This window comes from Clavibacter davisi (genome assembly GCF_052751415.1).
In genome coordinates this window covers 2,757,504-2,771,748 of record NZ_CP199882.1, presented here as the reverse complement: position 1 = coordinate 2,771,748, position 14,245 = coordinate 2,757,504, and the positions used below count along the sequence as shown (strand labels likewise).

The window sequence follows — 14,245 nt, the reverse complement described above, 5'->3', positions numbered from 1 at the left end:
GGTCACTCCGCCGTGCGGAACGACATGGAGACCGAGTTCATGCAGAACCGGTCGCCCGTGGGGGTCTGCGGGGCGTCGTCGAAGACGTGCCCGAGGTGCGATCCGCACCGTGCGCAGACGACCTCGACGCGCTTCATGCCGAGGCTGGTGTCGGTGTACAGCTTGACCGCGTCGCTCTCCTTCGGCGCGTAGAAGCTCGGCCACCCGCAGTGGGAGTCGAACTTCGTGTCGCTCGTGAAGAGCTCGGCACCGCAGGCCTTGCAGCCGTAGACGCCGGTGCGGTCCTCGTCCAGCAGCTCGCCCGTCCAGGGGCGCTCGGTGGCCTGCTGTCGCAGCACCGCGTACTCCTCGGGGGAGAGCTCCTGACGCCACTGCTCGTCGGTCTTCTCGATCTCGTAGGCCATGGTGCGGGTCCTTTCTCGCTGGTCGATCCTAGGGGCGGCGTCCCAGCGCGCCTCCTGGGTCAACCGACGCGGTGCCCCGAGGATTCCTCGGGCGAGGACGCTTCGCCGCCCGGCGTGGGCGGATCCGGCCGTCGCCCGCCCGACGGGACACCCCGCGCGCGTTCGCGAGGCGCCCAGGATCCCGCCCCTAGTATGTGGGGGATGTCGGGGAAGGAGCACGCCGTGGACCACCGCGAAGCCCGCTCCGCCACCGCCCCCTCTCCCCAGGACGCGGGCGTCGTCGAGCTCGACGAGCGCTCGCGCGCCGTCCTCGACTTCGAACGCGACTGGACCCGGCACGCCGGGGCCAAGGAGGAGGCCATCCGCCAGGCCTTCGGCCTGTCGGCCACCCGCTACTACCAGCTGCTGGGCGCCCTCATCGAGACGCGTCCGGCGCTCGCCTACGACCCGCTCCTCGTCGGCCGGCTCCTCCGACTGCGTGAGACGCGCGCCGCGGCCCGCGCCGCGCGAGCGCTCCCCGCCGGTCTCCCGCACCGCCCGAACGCGCGCTGACCCGCGCCCTACCGAGGAGACTCGAGACCGCCATGCCCTCCCACGCTCCCGACCGGTTCGACGACGTACCCGGCGACCTCAGCCGCGTCGGCGCGCACCGCGCCCCGCGCCCTCGCCATCACCGGTTCCGGGCGTTCGCCTGGGCGGCGCTCGCCACGGGCCTCCTCGTCGGGCTCGGGGTGGTCGGGCTGTTCGTGATCGACGACCGGGTGTCCTTCACGGACATCATCCCGAACGACAGCGCCTCCGAGGAGGCGGCGGCTCCCACCGAGACGCCGACCGTGGCGCCCATCACGGTCCCAGGGATGGTCGTGACCGTGCTCAACGGCACCCGCACGTCGGGCCTCTCGGCCAAGGCCGCCACAGCGCTCCAGACGGCCGGCTGGAAGATCGGCTCCCGGGTGAACGCGAGCTCGTCCGACATCACGACGACCACCGTCTACTACTACGACGCAGCGGACGAGGGCGCGGCCCGCGGGCTCGTGGCGCAGCTCGGGGTGGGCGACGTGCAGCAGTCCGAGCAGTTCCGCCCCGCGCAGGGCACGGCGGCCGCCCAGGCGGCGCGCCTCACGGCTGTCCTCGGCGCGGACTACGCGGCCCGCGGCTAGACGACGGCGGGCCCCGTCGGGCCCGTGGGGAAACCGGGCACCGGATGCGCCAGCCTGGCTATCGTGCTGCCTGGTCGCATGCCCCTCGCGTCCCGGCTCTGCACGCCGCCGTCCCGAGGGCGTGTCGCGGGGCCGATGCAGGGCTCCGCGATCGACCCGGGGGTGGCGGTACCGCGCCCCCGCCATCGCGCAGTCGCACTGGGAGAAGCACATGGCCAACGGAACCGTGAAGTGGTTCAACGGGGAGAAGGGGTTCGGATTCATCACCGTGGACCCGGTAGAGGGCGGCGCCGCCCAGCAGGACGTCTTCGTCCACTACTCGGCCATAGAGATGTCGGGATACAAGGTCCTCGAGGAGGGGCAGCGGGTCGTCTTCGAGATCGGCCAGGGGTCCAAGGGCCTGCAGGCCGAGAAGGTCACGCTGGGCTGACTCCGCGCTCCCACGACGCCGCCGTCCCCGGGACGGCGGCGTCGCGCATGTCCGCCACGTGTCCTCCCCCAGGCCGCCGCCTGTGAGCGGCTCGCTTGCACTCCCGTAGGGCGAGTGCCAGAATCGTCCCTGGCACTCCCTCACGGGGAGTGCTAGACGACTGCCTTTTTCCTGACGTCCGGGAGGGACGAGAGATACACATGGCTAAGATCATCGCTTTTGACGAAGAAGCCCGCCGCGGCCTCGAGCGCGGCCTCAACATCCTGGCCGACGCGGTCCGCGTGACCCTCGGCCCGCGTGGCCGCAACGTCGTCCTCGAGAAGAAGTGGGGCGCCCCCACCATCACGAACGACGGCGTCTCCATCGCCAAGGAGATCGAGCTCGACGACCCGTTCGAGAAGATCGGCGCTGAGCTCGTCAAGGAGGTCGCCAAGAAGACCGACGACGTCGCCGGTGACGGCACCACCACCGCGACCGTCCTCGCGCAGGCCCTGGTCCGCGAGGGCCTCCGCAACGTCGCCGCGGGTGCCGACCCCATCAGCCTCAAGCGCGGCATCGAGAAGGCCGTCGCCGCCGTCACGGAGGAGCTCAAGGCCGCCGCGAAGGAGATCGAGACCAAGGAGGAGATCGCCGCCACCGCGTCCATCTCCGCCGGCGACTCCACCATCGGCGCGATCATCGCCGAGGCGATCGACAAGGTCGGCAAGGAGGGCGTCGTCACCGTCGAGGAGTCGAACACCTTCGGCACCGAGCTCGAGCTCACCGAGGGCATGCGCTTCGACAAGGGCTACCTGTCGCAGTACTTCGTCACCGACCCCGAGCGCCAGGAGGCCGTGTTCGAGGACGCGTACATCCTGATCGTCAACTCGAAGATCTCGAACATCAAGGACCTGCTGCCGATCGTCGACAAGGTCATCCAGTCCGGCAAGCAGCTCCTCATCATCGCGGAGGACGTGGACGGCGAGGCCCTGGCCACGCTCGTCGTGAACAAGATCCGCGGCATCTTCAAGTCGGTCGCCGTCAAGGCCCCCGGCTTCGGCGACCGTCGCAAGGCGCAGCTGCAGGACATCGCGATCCTCACCGGCGGCCAGGTCATCGCCGAGGAGGTCGGCCTCAAGCTCGAGAACGTCACCCTCGACCTGCTCGGCACGGCCCGCAAGGTCGTCATCACCAAGGACGAGACCACGATCGTCGACGGCGGCGGCGACGCCACCGAGATCTCGGCGCGCGTGCAGCAGATCCGCAACGAGATCACCAACACCGACAGCGACTACGACCGCGAGAAGCTCCAGGAGCGCCTCGCGAAGCTCGCCGGCGGCGTGGCGGTCATCAAGGCCGGCGCGGCGACCGAGGTCGAGCTCAAGGAGCGCAAGCACCGCATCGAGGACGCCGTCCGCAACGCGAAGGCCGCCGTCGAGGAGGGCATCGTCGCCGGTGGTGGCGTCGCCCTCATCCAGGCCGGCAAGCTCGCGTTCGAGAAGCTCCAGCTCGAGGGCGACGAGGCGACCGGCGCGAACATCGTCCGCGTCGCGGTCGACGCTCCGCTCAAGCAGATCGCGATCAACGCGGGCCTCGAGCCCGGCGTCGTCGCCGAGCGCGTCCGCAACCTCCCCTCGGGTCACGGCCTCAACGCCGCCACGGGTGAGTACGTCGACATGCTCGCCGCGGGCATCAACGACCCGGTGAAGGTCACGCGCTCGGCCCTGCTGAACGCGGCGTCCATCGCCGGCCTGTTCCTCACGACCGAGGCCGTCGTCGCCGACAAGCCCGAGAAGAACCCGGCCCCGGCCGGCGACCCCTCGGGTGGCATGGACTTCTAGTCCGAACGGGCGGGAGCGGCGACGCTCCCGCCCCGCATCACCCTCAGCACGACGAAGCGGGCGGTCCCTCCGGGGCCGCCCGCTTCGTCGTGCGCTCATGCGCTCCCGGCAGGGCGCGAGGCTGGCCCGGGTGGTGCAGGAGCCCTAGTGCGCGAACATGCGCGCGTTCCCCTCCTCGACCTCGGCGTACTGGCGGGCCGCCGAGCTCAGTGCCTGGTTGATGCTCGCGAGAGCCTCCTCCACCCGCTGCTGCGTGCCCTTCCACTCCGCCACGACACCCTGGAACGCGGTGGCGGCGCTGCCGGACCACGAGCCCTGCAGATCCGCCAGCTGCCCATGCAGGCCGGACACCTCCGCCTGGATGCGGCCGATGCTTCCCTGGACCGCCGCGGTCGCGCTGAGCACGGCCTCGCTGTCCACCTGGTACCTCGTCATGTGCTCCTCCTCCTGGTCGACGGACGACCGGAGGCTAGGGGCGGGTCAGGAGGCGGGGCCGGGCGGCGTCGTGCCGGTGGACGAGGACGGGGCCTCGGAGCTGGGGAGGAGCGGGAGGATGACCCGGAACGTCGCGCCGCCACCCTCGGTCTCCACGACGTCGACCCGGCCGCGGTGCGCCGCGACGATGGCCGAGACGATCGCGAGGCCCAGGCCGCTGCCACCGGTCTCCCGGGTGCGCGACGTGTCCGCGCGCCAGAACCGCTGGAAGATCTTCTCCCGGATCTGGGGCGGGACACCGTCGCCGTGGTCGCGCACCTCGATCCGCGCCTCGCGCGCGCGCTCGTCCACGACGGTCGCGAGCTCGATCGGGCTGCCGTCGGGCGTGAACCGGACGGCGTTGCCGATGAGGTTCGTGACGACCTGGCGGATCTTGTTCTCCTCGGCCGAGACCATGGCGACGCCCTCGGCGGCACGAGCGCCGCCGGCGTCGGGGGAGATGGCCGCGAGCGCTCCGGTCGCCGTCTCGCCGGGGCGCCGGGTGCGTCGCGCCCGCAGCCGCGACAGCGTGGCGCCGGCGAAGGCGATCGGCCCGGTGGCGTCGTTCCCGGTCGCGGTGCCGCGGAGGGCGTCCGGCGGCATCTCCTGCGTGGGCTCGAGGCCGTCCGCGTCGAGGATCAGCCCGATCGGGTTGACCAGCACGGGCGGGAGCGCCGTCACCGTGCGCGTCTGCGAGGAGGCCATGGCGTCGAGCGCGGCGTCGCGGGCGATGGGGTAGAGGTCGACGGGTGCGAGCTGCAGCGGCTTCGTCTCGTCGAGGCGCGCGAGCTCGAGGAGGTCCTCGACGAGCCCGCCCATGCGGATCGCCTCCTTCTCGATGCGCTCCATGGCCTGCGACACGTCCTCGGGCGTCTGCAGCGCGCCCATGCGGTACAGCTCCGCGTAGCCGCGGACGGACACCAGCGGGGTGCGCAGCTCGTGGCTCGCGTCGCCCACGAAGCGCCGCATCTGGTCGATGGTCTTCGCGCGGTCGGCGAACGCGCGGTCGATGCGGCTGAGCATGGTGTTGAGGGAGCGGTTGAGGCGCCCCACCTCGGTGTTCGGGGTGGCGCCGCCGAGGCGCTGGCCGAAGTCGCCCTCGGCGATGGCGGCGGCGGTGCGCTCCACCTGGCGGAGAGGACCGAACGTGCTCGTCACGAGCATGCGGGTGACCGCCGCGCCCAGCACGACGACGGCGAGCCCGAAGCTGGCGAAGATGACGATGTAGGTGGCGACGAGGTCGTCGACCTCGCTGAGCGGCTTGGCCACGACGAGCGTCGAGTAGGCGGTGGTGTTCGGGCCGGCGTTCTGCGACACCCGCACGATCCCGTGCCAGGTCCCCTTCCCGGCGTTGTCGGAGAACTGGACGATCTGCTCGTTGCGCTCGGACGCCCGCGCGAGGTCCAGGTCGAAGACGCGGGGGTGGGAGGCGGAGCCGCCGGACCAGTTGTCGGCGATGACGTCGCCCTGGGCGTCGAGCAGGAGGACGAAGTAGGTGGAGTCGGCCGTCTCCACGTCGTCCTGGGTGAAGGTCTCGGGCGTGGCCTGGTCGGTGCCGAGGATCTTCGGGAGCTGCGTCGCGGCGATGCGGAGCTGCGCGTCGAGCTGGATCACCATCTGCTGCCGGAGCAGGTACATGGTGCCGGCGCCGGAGACGAGGAGGCCGAGCAGGAGCAGGAGCACCGTGACGCCCGTGATCTTGGTGCGCAGGGAGACGTTGTTCCACTTCTCCGAGACGTAGTCGTGCACTGGCCGCACCTCGTGTTCCGTCATGGTGACCGTGTCCCATGAGGATAGGCGACGCCGGATGTGGGATCGGCCGGGCGCCCAGCGGGCGTCCGGCCGATCAGGAGGTGCGCGACCCGGCGGGGGTCGGGTGGATCAGGACTTGGCGGCCTTCAGCATGTAGCCGAAGCCGCGCTTGGTCTGGATGACCGGCTCCGAGGAGTGCTGGTCGAGCTTGCGCCGCAGGTAGGAGATGTAGGACTCCACGATGCCGGCGTCGCCGTTGAAGTCGTACTCCCACACGTGGTCGAGGATCTGCGCCTTCGAGAGCACGCGGTTGGGGTTGAGCATGAGGTAGCGGAGGAGCTTGAACTCGGTGGGGCTCAGCTCGATGGGCTCCTCGCCCACGAGGACCTCGTGCGTGTCCTGGTCCATCGTGAGCTCGCCCGCGCGGATGATCGCGTCCTCGTCGGCGTGCATGGTGCGACGGAGGATGGCCTTGATGCGGGCCACGATCTCGTCGAGGCTGAACGGCTTGGTGACGTAGTCGTCGCCGCCGACCGTGAGGCCCGTGATCTTGTCCTCGGTGTCGTCCTTCGCCGTGAGGAAGAGGATCGGCGCGGTGTAGCCGGCTGCACGGAGGCGCTTGGTGACGCCGAAGCCGTTCATGTCCGGCAGCATGACGTCGAGGATGATCAGGTCGGGCTCCTCCTCGAGGACGGCCGAGATGGCCTGGGCGCCGTTGCCGACGGCGCGGACCGCGAACCCGGCGAACCGGAGGCTCGTGGTCAGCAGGTCGCGGATGTTGGGCTCGTCATCGACGATAAGGATCTTCGGGCCATCGCTCATGGGATGAAGTATCTGCGCGCTCGCTGGGAGCTGCCTGGATGCGAGGAACAGGCTGTGGCACCTGCGCGTCGCAGCGGTCAGGCGGCGATGCCCGCGGCGTCGAGGATCGTGTAGCCGTACCCCTGCTCGGCGAGGAAGCGCTGGCGGTTCTGCGCGAAGTCCTGGTCGACCGTGTCCCGGGAGACGAGCGTGTAGAAGCTGGCGGACAGTCCGGACGCCTCGGGGCGGAGCAGGCGGCCGAGGCGCTGCGCCTCCTCCTGCCGCGAACCGAACGAGCCGGACACCTGGATCGCGACCGTCGCATCCGGCAGGTCGACCGAGAAGTTCGCGACCTTGCTCACCACGAGGACCTTCTCCGTGCCGTCGCGGAACGCCTGGTAGAGCCGCTCCCGCTCGGCGACGGGGGTGGCGCCCGTGAGCTTCGGGGCGCCGAGCGCCTCGGAGAGCTCGTCGATCTGGTCGAGGTACTGCCCGATCACGAGGATGCTCTCGCCGCGGTGGCGCTCGACCAGCGCGCGCGTGACCTCGAGCTTCGCCGGCGCGGTGGCGGCGAGCCGGTAGCGCTCGTCGTCCGCGGCCGCGGCGTAGACGAGCCGCGCGTCGTCGGGCAGGTCGATGCGCACCTCGAAGCACTCCGCGGGGGAGATGAAGCCCTGGGCCTCGATCTCCTTCCAGGGCGCGTCGAACCGCTTCGGGCCGATGAGGCTGAACACGTCGCCCTCGCGGCCGTCCTCCCGCACGAGCGTGGCCGTGAGGCCGAGGCGGCGGCGGGCCTGCAGGTCGGCGGTGAGCTTGAATACGGGCGCGGGGAGCAGGTGCACCTCGTCGTACACGACGAGTCCCCAGTCGAGCGCGTCGAGGAGGGCCAGGTGGGCGTACTCGCCCTTCCGCTTGGCGGTGAGGATCTGGTACGTCGCGATGGTGACCGGCTTGACCTCGCGCGACTGGCCCGAGTACTCGCCGATCTCGTCCTCGGTGAGCGTGGTGCGCTTGAGGAGCTCCGTGCGCCACTGCCGGGCGGACACCGTGTTCGTGACGAGGATGAGGGTCGTCGTCTTGGCCCGCGCCATCGCGGCCGCGCCGACCAGCGTCTTGCCGGCGCCGCAGGGGAGGACGACCACGCCGGATCCGCCGTCGAGGAAGTGGTCGACCGCGTCCGTCTGGTACGCGCGCAGGGTCCAGCCGTCCTCGACGAGGGCCATGTCGTGCGGGGTGCCGGGCGTGTAGCCCGCCTGGTCCTCTGCGGGCCACCCGATCTTCACGAGCTCCTGCTTGAGCTGACCGCGGGCCCAGTCCTGCACGCGGTAGGTCGTGGCGTCGATCCGCTCGGTGAGCAGCGGCGCGATGCGGCGGGCGCTCGCGATCTCGGACAGCACCGCGCTCTCGGTGCTGGACACCTGCAGGCCGCCGTCCGCGTCGCGTCCGATGACGAGGCGGCCGTAGCGCCCCACCGTGTCGGTGACGTCGACCGTGACGGACTGCGGGATGGGGAAGCGCGAGTAGCGCTCGAGGGTGGCGAGCATGTCCGCGGCGGTGTGGCCGGCGGCGCGGGCGTTCCACAGGCCGAGCCGGGTGATCCGGTACGTGTGGATGTGCTCCGGCGCGCGCTCGAGCTCGGCGAACACGGCGAGGTCGTGGCGCGCGTCCTCGGCGTCCGCGTGGGCGACCTCGAGGAGGACGGTGCGGTCGCTCTGGACGATCAGGGGGCCGTCGGACACGCCCGCCAGCTTAGGCGCGCTCACGACGGGATCGGCCCGGGGGAGAGGGAGACGATGCTCGACAGCGGCAGGGTCCGCTCGACGTCGGCGACGCGGTCGCGGGCGCGCAGGCGGCCGCCGGCGATGCTCGCGGGCTCGAGGACGTGGTCGACCTCGCGGCCGTCGGGCAGGCGGACCCGCACCGAGAGGGCGGCCTTGGCGCGGATCGCGACCTCGAGCTGGCGTGCCGTCCAGGCGGTGCCGTCATCGGGTCCGTCGGCGGCGCGGACACGGGCCACGAGGGCGTCGGCGGCGTCGGGCGAGGGATCCGTCACGATCGGCCGCGCCGGCGTCGCGCGCGCGTCGGGCGCGATCGGTCGGCCGTCGGGGCCCTCGCGGACCGGGCCGAGGCGGGCGGCGACGAGGGCCAGCTCGACCGCGTCGGGCGTCGCCGGGGAGGCGAGCGTCACGTCGTCGACGCGGACGAGGCGCAGGGAGGCGAGGTCGCGGTCGACGAGGAGGGTGGCGAGGAGCGCAGCGTCGTCGGAGACCACGGCCGTGCGGGCGTCCGCGGCGTCGGGGAGGTCCGCGGGCCGGATGCGCAGCCGGCCAAAGCGTGCGACGGCCTCGTCGAGGAGGTAGTCGAGCGGCTGCGGGATGCCGGTGAGCGAGATGCCGGCCAGGAACGCGCGGATCCCGTCGCCCGAGTTGCCGGCGGCGAGGGCGCGGGCGACGGATCCGGCTGAGATGCGATAGCTCGCGGCGAGTCCGCGGCCCTCCACGTCGGCGACGGCGAGGAGGCGCGACTCGACGCTCGGATCCAGCGGGCCGGGGGAGACGACCGTGAGGTCGTGCTGCAGGTAAACGCGGTCCACCTCCGCGGGCAGGTGCGCGGCGAGCTCGGCGGCCGCGGCGGCGGCGCCCGTCGTGAGGAGGGCGCGGCCCGCCGAACTCGGGACGTCGCCGGTCGTGATCCCGAGGAGGCCCGCGTCGCGCGTGAACGCGGTGATGCGGTCGGCGATCCACGCCGATCCGCCCGGGAAGCGCCAGAGCACGCCGTCGATGAGGCCCGGGCCCCACTCGGCGTCGGCGCGCTCGGCGAGGATCTCGCGCGTCGTCGGGGCCAGCGCGTCGAGCCACGAGGACGCGAGCGCTCGCCAGCGCGCGGCGGTGGGGAGCGCGGACCACTCCGCCGCGGCGTCCGTCACGGACCAGGCGCGACCTGCCCGGGCGGCGAGGCCGGCACGGGCGGCGATGGCGAGGAGCACGGGGACGCCGTCGAGGTCGACCGCGAGCGCAGCGGACAGGCGCCGCGCATCCGGCAGCGACATGCCGCCGCGGCTGAGCTCGCGGGCGGGCTCCCGCGACAGCTCGTCCACGAGCGCGGCGACGGCGACGATCGAGGCGAAGGCGCTCTCGCCGGCGCGGCGGTCGACCTCGTCCGGGTCGACGCGGGGGACGGCGGCGAGCGGCGCGGGCGGGGCGAGACGCGCGAGCTCGTCCGTGCCGGGGCGGCCCGCGTCCGGCCAGGACGCGAGCTCCGCCTGCACCTCGGGATGCGTCGTGATCCCGTCCTCGTCGACGTCGGCGAGGAGCGTCCCGGCTCCGCGACGGGCGGCATCCGCGATGTCCTCGGGATCGATGGGGTCCTCGCCCGACCGGCGCGCGATCGCGTCGCGGACGACGGACAGGGGCACCCGTCGCGACGCCGCGCCCTCGGCGCAGGCCACGGCGAGGACGGCGAGGGATGTGCGGTCGAGCTGCTCGAGGGCCCGGGCGACGGCGTCCGGGGCGAGGAGCGCGTCGGCGAGGTCGAAGAGGTCGGCGACGCGCGATGCATCGACGCCGCGGTCGCGGACGAGGTCGGCCAGCGCATCGTCGTCCAGCGCGCGCAGGCGGGACGCGAGCACGAGGGCGTCGGTCATGGTCGTCCCGCTAGCGGGACGTGCCGTCCATGCGACGGCGGCGACGGACGCTGATGATGAGGATGGCGATGAAGAGGAGCGCCGCGATCGGGATCCCGACGGCCGGGAGCAGAAGGATCACCTGCCAGAGGGGCGTGCTGTACTGCGACGCGTCGACGGCGATGAGCGGGGCCAGCAGGATCGCGAGGATGCTCAGCACGGCCACCAGCAGGATCCCGGCGAGCATGTACGCGAGGATGCGCTCGGCCCGTCCCTCGCTCGGTGCGGTCTCGGATGCCATCCGCTCAGACTACGCCGTGGGCGACTCCCGGGCGCGTCGCCGTGCGGAGCCCGATCGGCCGCCGCCGGGTCGCGTCGCCGCCGGGGTCCGCCGCCCGGACCGCGCGGAGCCCGGGCGAATAGACTGGACCGCCCACCAGCACATCGAGCCCCGACCGGGGCGCGGAGCCCCTGGCAGGGGCGAGGGAAGAGGATCGCATGCCCACCGGCAAGGTGAAGTTCTACGACGAGGACAAGGGGTTCGGGTTCATCAGCTCGGACGACGGCCAGGAGGTATTCCTGCACGCGTCGGCCTTGCCCTCGGGCGTCGCCGGCGTGAAGGCCGGCACCCGGCTCGAGTTCGGCATCGCCGACGGCAAGCGGGGCGCGCAGGCGCTGTCCGCGCGGATCCTCGACGCCCCGCCCTCGCTCGTCCGCTTGTCCCGCAAGCCCGCCGACGACATGGCCGTCATCGTCGAGGACCTCGTGAAGGTGCTCGACGGGATCGGCAGCGACCTCAAGCGCGGCCGGTACCCGGACGACGCCCACAGCCGCAAGATCGCCGCGCTGCTGCGCCGGGTCGCGGAGGAGCTCGATGCCTGAGCGCGTGGAGGACGAGAGCGTCGAGGAGACGACGACCGGGTCGGGCGTCGTGTCCGACGCGACGGCACCGGAGGCGACCGAGGACGTGGGCGGGGACGCCGTCGCGCACGCCGGTGATGACCGCGGGGCCGCGGTCGCTGACGAGCCGGCCGCGCCGCCCGTCGCCGACGCCGAGCTGCTCGCCGCCGTGGACCTCGCGCGCGCCGCGCTGCTCGAGATCACGCCGGCCGACACCGTCGGCGAGCCTGCCGGATCCACGGTCGAGGGCGATCGCGTGCTCTCCCTCCTCTTCGCGAACACGATGCCGGGCTACCCCGGCTGGTACTGGACCGTGACGCTGGCCCGCGTCGAGGACGCGGCGCCGACGGTGCTCGAGGCGGAGCTCATGCCCGGCGAGGGCGCGCTGCTGTCGCCGGAGTGGCTGCCGTGGTCCGACCGCCTGGCCGGGATCGAGGCCGACGAGGAGGCGGAGCGCCTCGCCGCCGAGTCCGGATCCGACGAAGACGACGATGACGACGATGAGGACGACGACGAGTCGGACGACGCCTCCGACGACGACACCGAGGACGCGGACGACGTGCTCGACGGCGTCGACTTCGAGAGCGCCCCGGCAGCCGACGATGACGATGACGACGACGATGACGACACGAGCTTCGACGGCGCCGATCGCTGACCCGAGTCCCGCATGATGACGACGGCGGCGGCCCCCGAGGGGACCGCCGCCGTCGTCGTGCACGGGAGGGTCGGGATCAGCCCGCGCCCTGCTCCACCACGAACTCGATGCAGCGCACGAGCGCCCGCACGTCGTCGGGCTCGATGGCCGTGAAGGTCGCCACGCGCAGCTGGTTGCGCCCGAGCTTCCGGTAGGGCTCGGTGTCGACCACGCCGTTGGCGCGGAGCGTCTTCGCGACGGCGGCCGCGTCGACGGCGTCGTCGAAGTCCATCGTGACGACCACCTGCGAGCGGTGCCCGGGATCCGTCACGAACGGCCGCGCGTAGTCGATCCGCTCGGCCCAGTCGTAGAGCACCGCCGAGGACTCGCGCGTGCGGGCGTCGGCCCAGGCGAGCCCGCCGGCGCGCTCGATCCAGTCGAGCTGGTCCTCGAGCATGAGGAGCGTCGCGAGGGCCGGGGTGTTGAGCGTCTGGTCGAGGCGCGAGTTGTCGACCGCGTTCTTCAGGCTGAGGAACTCGGGGATCCACCGCCCGGACGCCGCGATGCGCTCGACGCGCTCGATGGCCGCGGGGGAGAACAGCGCGAGCCACACGCCGCCGTCGCTCGCGAGGTTCTTCTGCGGGGCGAAGTAGTAGACGTCGGCCTGCGCGGCCTCGAAGTCGATGCCGCCGGCGGCGCTGGTGGCGTCGACGACCGTGAGCGCGCCGTCGTCGCCGTGCACGCGGGTGACGGGCGCCATGACGCCCGTCGAGGTCTCGTTGTGCGGCCAGGCGTAGACGTCCACGCCCTCGACCGGGTTCGCCGACGCGCGGCTGCCGGGGTCGGCCGTGATCACGTCGGGCGCCTCGAGGAAGGGCGCGGCGGCGGCCTTGGCGAACTTGCCGCCGAACTCGCCGAAGACGAGGTTCTGGCTGCGGCGCTCGATGAGGGAGAAGGCCGCGGCGTCCCAGAACGCGGTGGACCCGCCGTTGCCCAGCACGACCTCGTAGCCGTCGGGCAGGCGGAACAGGCGGGAGAGCCCGGCGCGCACGCGCCCGACCATGTCCTTGACCGGCGCCTGCCGGTGGGAGGTGCCGAGGATCTGCGCGCCCGCGAGCGCGAGGTGGTCGAGCTGCGCCTGGCGGACCTTGGACGGGCCGCAGCCGAATCGTCCGTCGAGGGGCAGCAGTTCGGTGGGGATCGTCGTGGTCGGCATGCGGCAATGCTAGGGGAACGCCTGCGCGCGCCCCGGAGTCCGTCCGGCGCCGCGGCCGCCACCGCGCCGGTCATCCGGCACCCGGGGAAGTAGGCTGGTCGCTGGCGCAAGGGAGGCCCCGATGACTGATCTCGTGGACACGACGGAGATGTACCTCCGCACCATCCTCGACCTCGAGGAGGAGGCCATCGTGCCCCTGCGGGCGCGCATCTCCGAGCGCCTCGGGCACTCCGGCCCCACCGTCTCGCAGACCGTCGCCCGAATGGAGCGCGACGGCCTCGTGGTCGTCAGCGGCGACCGGCACCTCGAGCTCACGCCGGAGGGCCGCAGCAAGGCCGTCCACGTGATGCGCAAGCACCGCCTCGCGGAGCGCCTGCTCAGCGACGTCATCGGGCTCGAGTGGGAGTTCGTCCACGACGAGGCCTGCCGGTGGGAGCACGTGATGAGCGAGCAGGTGGAGCGCAAGATCCTCGACCTCCTCGGGCACCCCACCGAGTCGCCGTACGGCAACCCCATCCCGGGCCTCGACGAGCTGGGCGACTCCCCGGCCGTCGCGTTCATGGCCGGCGTGGTCAGCATCGTCGAGGCGACCCTCGGGGTCACCGCGGACGCCCCGGCGCGCGGCGTCGTCCGCCGCCTCGGCGAGCCCGTGCAGTTCGACCCCGAGCTGCTCTCTCAGCTCAAGCAGGCCGGCGTGCTGCCCGGCGCATCCGGCTCGTTCTCCCGTGACGGCGCCTACGTGCTCGTCCGCGTGGACGACGCGGAGTCCGGGCTCGAGCTGCCGCTCGAGGTCGCCGGGCACATCTTCATCGAGCGCTGACCGGCGCCCCGCGGGGGCCGGTGGTGGTCGGCGGATCCACAGGACCACCCCCGGACTGGGCACACGCGCACGGCACACCGTGCTCACCGGGGGTTCTGCTCCGCATCCCTCGCGAGGATGACGTCTCCCGTTATGGATTCGTTAGAAAGATGGTCCCTCAGGATGACAAACGGGGGCCGGTCCCTTACTCTCGAACAGGCCCGACCGACCAC

General features: G+C 72.4%; 15 protein-coding genes. 7 read left to right on the top strand and 8 right to left on the bottom strand.

The window, feature by feature from the left end; all coding sequences use genetic code 11:
- Positions 1-2 precede the first annotated feature (2 nt).
- The gene (gene msrB / locus ACU4ZT_RS13095; RefSeq protein ID WP_063071383.1) at positions 3-404 is read right to left on the bottom strand and encodes a peptide-methionine (R)-S-oxide reductase MsrB; all 402 of its coding nucleotides are present in this window, start codon (positions 402-404) and stop codon (positions 3-5) included.
- A 222-nt stretch (positions 405-626) separates the two neighbouring features.
- Between msrB and ACU4ZT_RS13090 the strand changes: the two genes are divergently transcribed.
- From ACU4ZT_RS13090 to groL, 4 genes are all read left to right on the top strand, one after another.
- Positions 627-956: a DUF3263 domain-containing protein gene (locus ACU4ZT_RS13090; RefSeq protein WP_063071450.1), complete on the top strand. Its 330-nt coding sequence runs from the start codon at positions 627-629 to the stop codon at positions 954-956.
- 32 nt (positions 957-988) lie between these two features.
- Positions 989-1,564 (top strand): LytR C-terminal domain-containing protein, encoded by a 576-nt coding sequence (locus tag ACU4ZT_RS13085; protein WP_445337329.1) that lies wholly within the window; start codon positions 989-991, stop codon positions 1,562-1,564.
- Between the two features lie 211 nt (positions 1,565-1,775).
- Positions 1,776-1,994: a cold-shock protein gene (locus ACU4ZT_RS13080; protein WP_063071385.1), complete on the top strand. Its 219-nt coding sequence runs from the start codon at positions 1,776-1,778 to the stop codon at positions 1,992-1,994.
- Between the two features lie 200 nt (positions 1,995-2,194).
- On the top strand, positions 2,195-3,814 hold the full coding sequence (groL, locus tag ACU4ZT_RS13075; protein WP_063071386.1) for a chaperonin GroEL: 1,620 nt from the start codon (positions 2,195-2,197) through the stop codon (positions 3,812-3,814).
- A gap of 144 nt (positions 3,815-3,958) precedes the next feature.
- Here the strand turns inward: groL and ACU4ZT_RS13070 are convergent, their stop codons facing one another.
- From ACU4ZT_RS13070 to ACU4ZT_RS13045, 6 genes are all read right to left on the bottom strand, one after another.
- The gene (locus tag ACU4ZT_RS13070) at positions 3,959-4,249 is read right to left on the bottom strand and encodes a WXG100 family type VII secretion target (RefSeq protein WP_063071387.1); all 291 of its coding nucleotides are present in this window, start codon (positions 4,247-4,249) and stop codon (positions 3,959-3,961) included.
- A 45-nt stretch (positions 4,250-4,294) separates the two neighbouring features.
- Complete coding sequence (locus ACU4ZT_RS13065; protein WP_270979836.1) at positions 4,295-6,061, bottom strand: sensor histidine kinase; 1,767 nt, start codon at positions 6,059-6,061, stop codon at positions 4,295-4,297.
- A 108-nt stretch (positions 6,062-6,169) separates the two neighbouring features.
- Positions 6,170-6,862, bottom strand: coding sequence for a response regulator transcription factor (locus tag ACU4ZT_RS13060; protein ID WP_012039163.1), 693 nt, complete (start codon positions 6,860-6,862; stop codon positions 6,170-6,172).
- A 77-nt stretch (positions 6,863-6,939) separates the two neighbouring features.
- Positions 6,940-8,580, bottom strand: a complete 1,641-nt coding sequence (locus tag ACU4ZT_RS13055) for a DNA repair helicase XPB (protein WP_063071389.1) — start codon at positions 8,578-8,580, stop codon at positions 6,940-6,942.
- Between the two features lie 20 nt (positions 8,581-8,600).
- Positions 8,601-10,484, bottom strand: coding sequence for a helicase-associated domain-containing protein (locus ACU4ZT_RS13050; RefSeq protein WP_445337328.1), 1,884 nt, complete (start codon positions 10,482-10,484; stop codon positions 8,601-8,603).
- 10 nt (positions 10,485-10,494) lie between these two features.
- The gene (locus tag ACU4ZT_RS13045; protein ID WP_063071391.1) at positions 10,495-10,764 is read right to left on the bottom strand and encodes a hypothetical protein; all 270 of its coding nucleotides are present in this window, start codon (positions 10,762-10,764) and stop codon (positions 10,495-10,497) included.
- Positions 10,765-10,961: 197 nt separating this feature from the next.
- On the opposite strand from ACU4ZT_RS13045, the gene ACU4ZT_RS13040 reads away from it, so the two are divergent.
- The gene (locus ACU4ZT_RS13040; protein ID WP_270979825.1) at positions 10,962-11,345 is read left to right on the top strand and encodes a cold-shock protein; all 384 of its coding nucleotides are present in this window, start codon (positions 10,962-10,964) and stop codon (positions 11,343-11,345) included.
- On the top strand, positions 11,338-12,018 hold the full coding sequence (locus ACU4ZT_RS13035) for a DUF3027 domain-containing protein (RefSeq protein WP_445337327.1): 681 nt from the start codon (positions 11,338-11,340) through the stop codon (positions 12,016-12,018). The genes ACU4ZT_RS13040 and ACU4ZT_RS13035 overlap by 8 nt, the downstream gene beginning before the upstream one ends.
- Positions 12,019-12,094: 76 nt before the next feature.
- Here the strand turns inward: ACU4ZT_RS13035 and serC are convergent, their stop codons facing one another.
- Entirely contained in the window at positions 12,095-13,213 is a 1,119-nt protein-coding gene (serC, locus tag ACU4ZT_RS13030; protein ID WP_415293554.1) for a phosphoserine transaminase, read from the bottom strand.
- 121 nt (positions 13,214-13,334) lie between these two features.
- On the opposite strand from serC, the gene ACU4ZT_RS13025 reads away from it, so the two are divergent.
- Entirely contained in the window at positions 13,335-14,033 is a 699-nt protein-coding gene (locus ACU4ZT_RS13025; protein ID WP_094128034.1) for an iron-dependent transcriptional repressor DtxR, read from the top strand.
- The last annotated feature ends 212 nt before the right edge of the window (positions 14,034-14,245 follow it).

Bases quoted from the DNA above. Each gene is read 5' to 3' on its own strand.
- ACU4ZT_RS13050 (WP_445337328.1), bottom strand. From the start codon at position 10,484: ATGACCGACGCCCTCGTGCTCGCGTCCCGCCTGCGCGCGCTGGACGAC.
- ACU4ZT_RS13035 (WP_445337327.1), top strand. From the start codon at position 11,338: ATGCCTGAGCGCGTGGAGGACGAGAGCGTCGAGGAGACGACGACCGGG.
- ACU4ZT_RS13085 (WP_445337329.1), top strand. From the start codon at position 989: ATGCCCTCCCACGCTCCCGACCGGTTCGACGACGTACCCGGCGACCTC.
- msrB (WP_063071383.1), bottom strand. From the start codon at position 404: ATGGCCTACGAGATCGAGAAGACCGACGAGCAGTGGCGTCAGGAGCTC.
- ACU4ZT_RS13040 (WP_270979825.1), top strand. From the start codon at position 10,962: ATGCCCACCGGCAAGGTGAAGTTCTACGACGAGGACAAGGGGTTCGGG.
- ACU4ZT_RS13060 (WP_012039163.1), bottom strand. From the start codon at position 6,862: ATGAGCGATGGCCCGAAGATCCTTATCGTCGATGACGAGCCCAACATC.
- groL (WP_063071386.1), top strand. From the start codon at position 2,195: ATGGCTAAGATCATCGCTTTTGACGAAGAAGCCCGCCGCGGCCTCGAG.
- ACU4ZT_RS13025 (WP_094128034.1), top strand. From the start codon at position 13,335: ATGACTGATCTCGTGGACACGACGGAGATGTACCTCCGCACCATCCTC.
- ACU4ZT_RS13070 (WP_063071387.1), bottom strand. From the start codon at position 4,249: ATGACGAGGTACCAGGTGGACAGCGAGGCCGTGCTCAGCGCGACCGCG.
- serC (WP_415293554.1), bottom strand. From the start codon at position 13,213: ATGCCGACCACGACGATCCCCACCGAACTGCTGCCCCTCGACGGACGA.
- ACU4ZT_RS13065 (WP_270979836.1), bottom strand. From the start codon at position 6,061: ATGACGGAACACGAGGTGCGGCCAGTGCACGACTACGTCTCGGAGAAG.
- ACU4ZT_RS13045 (WP_063071391.1), bottom strand. From the start codon at position 10,764: ATGGCATCCGAGACCGCACCGAGCGAGGGACGGGCCGAGCGCATCCTC.
- ACU4ZT_RS13080 (WP_063071385.1), top strand. From the start codon at position 1,776: ATGGCCAACGGAACCGTGAAGTGGTTCAACGGGGAGAAGGGGTTCGGA.